Below are 8,848 nucleotides of genomic sequence, written 5' to 3'. Positions count from 1 at the left end.
AATGATAGTTTATTCGTTCTAATTTTCTTCTTCCACATGATTACTGTTCCCCTTAAAAATAGTAGAATGACGTTTATTATATGGTTATTAAACTAGCTGTAAATTCGAATTTTCCAATACTTTATTACCAGGTTTATCTTCTAATACTTCGATAAACATGATTAATTTATTCTCGCTTATATAGCAATTAGCTCCTCTTTGGGTTTTATCTTCTTTAGAATGCTTTGTATCATCACTTGGTTGAAATAATTGTGTTATTTTATAATCAGCATCATATACTCCCAAATAATTAAATATTGGTATATCAAAGTCTAGCAATTTAGATTGGTTTAATATTCCACTTACTTTTTTATACTTTTGCGCTACTTCGATATCCTTCAGAATCGTTATAAAATTGATATTCTTTTCACTTGCTAAATTTATCATGCTGCTAATTTTTTTAAAGTTGCCATCACCCATTGTACAGATGTATGGAACTATATCTAAAAACTCTCCAATTACTGTGAAGTAATTTCTTTCTCCAAACCTTCTTCCCATGTTTAAAATGCTTATTGGCAAATTCACGATATCTAAATTTTTTCTATAAACTTCAATAAATTTCTCAAAAGCAAATTCCCACATTTGATCCTGATTATTTAAAATCTCGTTTGGCACCTCAAATTCAAGTTGTTTAAAAACTAATTTATGATTTATTTCAGCTAACTTTTCATGATAAATATTAGAAGCTTCTACAAACTTATCAAGATTAAATTCCTTTATTATCTCTTCTTCAGTAATCTCTTGAGGGCCTTTTTTCATTTGATTGATATAATCCAAATAAGTGGCTTTAGAATCACTTGGTCTGTTGCTACCATCGTTCATATACTCTTTAACTATTAAATTCTTTACTATTTCTGAGCTCATACCATCAAATATTAAATGATTTACGATCATATATAAAACAGACCTATTACTTGCATGTTTAACTAAAATAAACGCATAGTAAATTTTGTTTTTTGTATAATTACTATTTTCATGGACTTTAATACTTATATCTTTTATTACTTCCTTTAATATAAATGTTCTTTTCTCTTTCTCTATTTTGCTTAAATCCAGATATGGCAATTTTACATTTTCGATCGTATCGTATTCGTATAAATACATCTCAGATTGTTTTTCTACTACTGCCGCCCTTAGCATGTCCTCTCGATTTATTAAAGAACTTACTGCACTTTCTAATCTTGATCTATCTACCTCGAAATTAAATTCAATTTTTGTTCCTGACTTTGTCAAACCTATTTTTTTACTCATTTTTTGTATTTCTGCAAGTTTGTATTTATTAATGACGTTTTTATTTATTATTTTTTCCGTAAACTCATAATATTCTGCGTTTACTTTATTTCTTGTTAATTCTACAAATTCTTGTATATCTGCCTCACTAATACATTCCTCAGTCATATCTGATTCATAACTTTGCTCACGATTGTTATGTTGTGCAACGTAATGATTACAAATACTTTTTATATCTTGATACATAAATATATCGCTAAGTGCAATAGTTATGTTTTCTTCTTGAAGTATTGAAGCGATCTTGATAGCAATTAGTGAGTTCCCACCTAAACTAAAATAATTATCATTAATACTTATTCTGTTAACTCCTAACACTTGCTCCCATACTTTTACTAATACTTTTTCAATTTCATTTCTTGGTTCTTCATATACTGCCCCTGTATTAATCTCAGTATTTGGTTCTAGTAATGCCTTTCTATCAATTTTCCCATTGGTTGTTAAAGGCATTTCACTTAGTTTTATAAAGTACGAGGGGATCATATAATCAGGCAAATATTTTTTAAGCTCTTCTCTTAATTCATTTACATTGTACGTTTTTTCTGATACATAATAAGCACATAAATACTTACTCTCATAATCTCCTTTATCTAATACAATTGCATCTTTTACCCCTACGATTTCTAACAATTGATTTTCTATCTCTGGAAGTTCTATTCTGAAACCTCTTATTTTAACTTGATGGTCTATTCTTCCTAAAAACTCGATATTACCATCTGGCAACCATCTGGCTAAATCTCCTGTTTTGTACATTTTCTTTCCTAATTCAAATGGGTTATTTACAAATTTTTGATCTGTTAACTCTTTGTTAGCTAAGTACCCTCTTGCAATTCCATCTCCACTTATGCATAACTCCCCTGCTACACCAATTGGCAGCAAATTATGATACTTATCAACGATATAAACCTTTGTATTACTTATGGGTTTTCCTATTGGGATCGTGTTATTTTCTTCATTTTCACACTCCCACATGGTTGCACAAATAGTACTTTCTGTAGGTCCATAAGCATTAATATATCTGTTTTTTTGAGAAAGTTTGCCAACCATATTCTTCTTTGCATCACTTCCAGCTGTTATGATCAATTCGACTTTAGAATCGTCTAAATCTAACTCATTGGCTATAAATGGCGGCACTGTTAAGATATTGACCTCATGATCCTTTATGTATTGACTTAATTTCATTGGATTCATAATGATTTCTTCGGTTGTTATAAGTAATTCTGCTCCTAATAAAAGACTCATAGATAATTCCCAAGCAAATGCATCAAATGATATACTAGCAAATTGTAAGATTTTCTTATTGGAATGGATCCGAAAATCTTTTTTAAATGTATTGGTTAAATTTATGATTCCCTTATGTTCTACAGCAACCCCTTTAGGATTGCCAGTTGTACCAGAAGTATAGATGACGTATGCTAGATTTTTATGATTTGATACTCTGTTAAGATTGCTATTTTCTTTTTGATATAACCTTTCATTATTCAAATCTATTACTTCGCAACCATAATCACACATCGATAATAAACTACTCTGTGTTAATAATATGTTAACTCCACTGTTTTTCATCATATATTCTATTCGTTTTTGTGGATATTTCGGGTCGATTGGTAAATATGCACCATCCGCTTTTAGTACGGCTATCATTCCGATAACCATTTCTATTGACCGATTTGTCATGACCCCAACTATTACATCTGGGCCAACTCCCTTTTCTTTTAGCACTCGCGCTAATGCATTCGCTTTTTGATTAAGTTCTTTATACTTTACTTTCTCCCCTTCAAACGATACCGCTATATTATTAGGAGTTTTTTCAGCTTGTTCTTCAAACAATTGCTGTATCGTTTTATTATCAGAATATTTTACTTTTGTATTATTGAACTCAACTAATAGTTTATTCTTTTCTTCATTACTTACTATTTCTATTTCTTTTAGCTTTATAGATGAATTTTTCAAAATATCATTTAACACATTCGTAAAAATACTTGTAATGATATGAACATCATAGGACAAGGATCGATCCGAGTAATGAAACGTTAACTTCATATCGTTATTCTTTTTATCTATCACTAAAGTAAGCTCATTTTCCTTTAAACTAAAAATATTATCTATCTGACTAGTGCTATGCATATTCTTCATACAACAATATACATTCACCTTATGATGAATATAATTTTTGATGTAAAGCTCGTGCATATCAAAAAATTGATATGCATAAGCTTCTAACATTTGTTTTTTTGATTTCATAAGTTCTTCTTTAAATGAATTTTCTAGATTCATATTGTTATGCAAAACGATAAATGGATTATTACTATCTATATCACTTGATTTAATATATTGTGGAATTCCAATAAAAAATTTTGTACTTTGGGAATATTTCGTTATGGCGATTTTAAGTACTGTAAGGATAAACATATGAATAAGCATGTCATCATGCTGACAGACCTTTGATAAAAACCCAGCTTTTTCTGGACCTAATTTCCATTCAACCTGTTTTTTATTCCCTTTATCCCCATAAAAGTCTTTCTTGAAGTTCACCTTATCAGATTCTTCCCCTATAATTTTGCTCCAATATGCTTTTTCTTTCACTTTCTCATTCATCAAAGGAATCATCCCCTTCCTGGTTTTTACTCTGCAAAAATAATCATTTCAAGTATAGGATTAGCTTTTTTACAATTAGCCCCACATTACTTACCAAATCTTTTAAAATACTTTAAATATCCAGAAAGTTCAAAATGAAAAGTCATATTCGTTTGTATTGTAATAGTTCATTTTCTCTTCATAGATGCTTTTCTCTTCTTTAGTCCATAATTCTATATCTCCTATTATTTTGTCTGAATTATTACTTGTTACTTTTATTAAATTCTGCAGTAATTGAACGATTCTTTCCATCGTTTGTTGATCATATAAACTAGTTAAATAACTTACTTTCAAGTGAATTTCATCATCACTTTGAAAAGCCTCTATCGTTAGATCGAACTTTTCTGTATTTTCAAAGACATCTAGGTTATATGGTTTTAACGTTATATTATCTAGTTTAATTCTGCTCTCTTCAAAATTTTGCAGGATAAACATAACATCAAATATTGGATTTTTATTTAACGAACGTCTGGCACCAACCTGATTAACTAGTTCTTCAAATTGATAATCTTGGTTTTCATAAGCTTTTAATGTCTTTTCTTTCACCATTTTCAAATAGTCCTTAAAGCTTAATTCATCTTTCACCATTGTTCTGATCACCAAGGTGTTTACAAACATTCCAACTAAGTTTTCTAAATCTCTATGATTTCTACCAGCTATTGGTGTTCCGACGATGATATCCTCTTGTCCACTATACTTTGATAACAATATATTGATATTGGCTAACAGAATCATATATAACGTAATTCCTGTTTCTTTGGCAACCTCCATTAGGTTATGTGTTGTTTCTTTATCCAAAATAAATTGGATACTATCCCCATTAAAATAATTGCTCTCAGGTCCGGCATGCTCGACGGTAGGCAAGTTTAATTGAGGTATGGTACCACTAAACTCTTTTAACCAATACTCTTCTTGCCTTTTATACTCTATTGTCTTTCTGCAATTTAGCTGCCATGTAGCATAATCTTTATATTGAATCCTTAAGTCTTCTAATTTTTTATTTGCATATAAGTCACCAAATTCTTTTGTTAGGATTGCCATCGAAGTGCCATCTGAAATAATATGATGCAGATCCAGCAACATTAAATATTTGCTTTTTTCTAATTGGATAACTGATACTCTAAATAATGGAAGCTTCTCCAAATCAAATGGTTTTACAAATTCGTTTATTTTCTCTCGTAATTGACTCTCTCTAATTTCTTCCTCTACATCACTAAGGTCCGTTTTAACAATGTTGAACTGAATCTCTTCGATGCTATGAATTTGTTGTACTATTTCCCCATTTTTCGTATGGAAGGTGGTTCTTAACGTTTCATGCCTAATCATTAACTCCAAAAATATACCGTACATTCTTTCTAATTCAAAATCACCAGTGATTTCTAAGGCCATTGGAATATTATAAGCTATGCTGTCTTTATCAAATTCTTGTAAAATATACATTCTCTTTTGTGCTGACGAAATTTCATAATAATCCCTTTTCTCAGATAAACCTATAGACTGATATTCTTCTTTACTAGCAGCTACTATATATTCACTAAGCCCTTTTATATTTCTGAAACGAAAAATTTCTTTTAATGGGACTTGTACATGTAACTCCTTATGAATTCTGCCAACTAATTTTGTTGCTATTAAAGAGTGACCCCCTAATACAAAGAAATCATCATTAATTCCTATATGATTTAATCCCAGAACATTTCCCCATATGGTTACCAATTGCCTTTCCAATTCATTTCTTGGAGCTTCATATTCTGTTCCTGTATTGATGATTTCTCCTTCTGGTTCTGGAAAAGACCTCCTGTCTACTTTACCATTGGATGTTAAAGGTAACTCCTTTAATTTTATAAAGTATGACGGTATCATATAGTCTGGTAAATTGTTTTTTAGGGCTTCTCTTAATTGGGCTGCACTATACTCTTTTTCTGCCACATAATAAGCACATAAATACTTATTTTCAGCTTCCCCTTTATCTAATACGACTGCTCCTTCTATCCCCTCTATTTCTGATAATCTATTTTGTATTCCTTCAAGCTCGATTCTAAAGCCTCTAATTTTAACTTGCTGGTCTATCCTTCCTAAAAATTCTATATTACCGTCCGGTAACCATCTTGTTAAATCACCCGTTCTATACAGTTTTTCTCCAGACTTATATGGATTCTTAACAAATTTTGCTTTCGTTAATGCTTCATTATTTAAGTAACCTCTAGCCAACCCATCTCCACCTACACATAATTCTCCGGGCACGCCAATTGGAACTAATTTATTATTATTATCTAAAATATAAGCAGTTGAATTTGCTATCGGCTTCCCAATCGGTAATATATTAGTTGCATCATTTATTTCATAGAATGTGGAAAATGTTGTATTTTCGGTTGGGCCATATCCATTAATCACTTTAATATTTTTTGATTGTTTCTTTACCTTCATGACGTGTTTTAAGGAAACGACATCGCCACCTACTAATAAGTATTTTAGATACTTAAATAAGTGGTTATTATCTTCCACTAACTTATTAAATAAAGCAGATGTTAACCATAGGATCGTTATTCTGTTATTTGTTAAATACTGTTCTAATTGAGTGGTATTCAATATCATTTCTTTATCCGCCAAATGTAAAGCTGCCCCATTTAATAGCGCTCCCCAAATTTCAAAAGTGGATGCATCAAAAGCTATTGAACCTGTTTGAAGGATCCTATCATGATCCTTAATCTCTATATAGTTAGTATTTTTAACAAGTCTTACTACATTTCTTTGAATAACTTCTACTCCTTTTGGTATTCCAGTAGTTCCCGAAGTATAGATAACATAAGCTAGATGATTACTAGAATTTATGTTATCGATGTCTTTATTATCCTCGCTGAATAAGCTCTCATTGCTTAAATCCATTACTTCGCATCCAAAGTCTTTACATTTTTTTTCATCAATTTGGGTTAATAGGATTTTGGCATTACTGTTTTCAATCATATATTTTATTCTATTTTGTGGATAGTCAAAATCTATCGGTAAATAGGCTCCACCCGCCTTTAATATAGCTATTATACCTACTATTACTTCAACCGAACGTTCTGATATGATTCCAACAATAACATCTGGACCTACACCTTTTTTTCTTAGAACTCTTGCCAAAGAATTAGATCTTTCATTAAGTTCTCTATATGTTAGTTTCTTATCCTCAAATACCACGGCAATATGATTTGGTGTCCTTTTTACTTGTTCTTCAAAAAGTTCGTGAATCGTATTGTTTCTTGGATAATCTGCTGCCGTATCATTAAACTCTGTCAAGAGCTTATGCTTCTCACCTTTGCTTAGTATTTCAATATCCTTAAGTGTAATCTCCGCATTTTTTGTGATTTCTTTTACGATATTTACGAAATGACTTACCATTCTTTCTATCGTTTCATGCTTATATAGGCTAGTTGCATAACTTAAATGAAAGTTAATCTCATCATTTTCCTCTACTGCATTAATTGTTATATCGAACTTTTCCACATCATAACTTGTATGATAAGGCTTAAAAGTTAAATCCTCTGCTTCTAGCCTTTCTTCTTCCGTGTTTTGTAGCACAAACATCACATCAAAGATTGGATTTCTATTTAATTCTCTACTTACAACTGCCCTTTCAACTAATTCTTCAAATTGATAGTCTTGGTTTTCATATGCACTTAATGTCTTTTCTCTTACGGATTCCAAATATTCTATAAAATTTAACTCACTATCTACGTACGTTTTTATGGCTAACGTATTTACAAACATACCAATTATGTTTTCTAAGTCTCTATGGTTTCTCCCAGCTATTACGCTTCCAACTACAATATCTTCTTGACCACTATATCTAGATAGTAAAATATTAATGTTAGCTAATAAAATCATGTACAGAGTACTGCCGTTTTCTTTAGCAATCGATTTTAACTTTTCTGTTATTTCCTTATCGAGAACAAATCTGATACTTTCTCCGCCAAAATCTTTCACTTTTGGTCTAGTGTAGTCCGTAGGTAAATTTAATACTGGCAGCTCTTCACTAAATTCCTTGAGCCAATATTCTTCCTGTTTCCTAAACTCTTCACTTTCTCTTTTCTTCAATTGCCATGCTGAATAATCCTTATATTGCACTTTAAGTTCTTCTAAACCTTCCCCGGCATATAACTTGCTAAATTCTTTTGCTAATATGCTCACGGAAACTCCGTCTGATATGATGTGATGCATATCAAACAGCAGAATATGTCTGTCTTTCTCTAGACTTAGCAGAGAAACTCTTAGTAACGGGGCCTTCTCTAAGTCAAATGGCTTTATGAACTCCTTGACCTTTACATTTATTTCCTCTTCACTTTGAGCATTTACTTTTTCTATTTCAAATTTTATCTCTTCTGCTACATGACCTTTTTGCACAATCTTTTCTTCTATAGCATAAAAACTTGTCCTTAATGTTTCATGTCTATCAATTAATTTTGCAAATGCTTCATTTAATCGATTTATATCCAGTTTACCTGTTATCTCTAAAATTCCAGGCATATTATAGGCAATACTATCTCTATCAAACTCTTGCAACATGTACATTCTTTTTTGTGCTGAGGATGCTTCATAATATTCTTTTTCTTCCACTTTTTCTATTTCTTCGTATTGTTTCTTACTATTAGTAAAGATATATTCGCTAAGACCTTTTATGTTTCCTAGACTAAATATTTCTTTCAGAGGCACATCTACATTCAACTCTTTACGAATTCTGCCTGCTAATATCGTTGCTTTTAACGAATGACCTCCAAGGTCAAAAAAGTTATCATTTATTCCTACTTTTCCTACTTTTAATACTTCACTCCAGACCCTTGCCAAAGCTTCTTCTACTTCATTTCTTGGTGCTTCATATTCATTTGTCATTGCTTCTAAGTTCGGT

Annotated in this window: 2 protein-coding genes; both read right to left on the bottom strand. The window is 31.1% G+C overall.

All coding sequences use genetic code 11. From position 1 onward, the window contains the following. Positions 1 to 87: 87 nt before the first annotated feature. Entirely contained in the window at positions 88 to 3,924 is a 3,837-nt protein-coding gene (locus tag ACWF5P_RS27020; protein ID WP_434169624.1) for an amino acid adenylation domain-containing protein, read from the bottom strand. 129 nt (positions 3,925 to 4,053) lie between these two features. Then, the gene (locus ACWF5P_RS27015) at positions 4,054 to 8,832 is read right to left on the bottom strand and encodes an amino acid adenylation domain-containing protein (protein ID WP_452445544.1); all 4,779 of its coding nucleotides are present in this window, start codon (positions 8,830 to 8,832) and stop codon (positions 4,054 to 4,056) included. Positions 8,833 to 8,848 lie beyond the last annotated feature (16 nt).

It is taken from the genome of Peribacillus sp. NPDC055009 (assembly GCF_053608705.1).
Note: the sequence above shows the minus strand (reverse complement) of the source record. Positions and strands in the feature narration are given on the sequence as shown.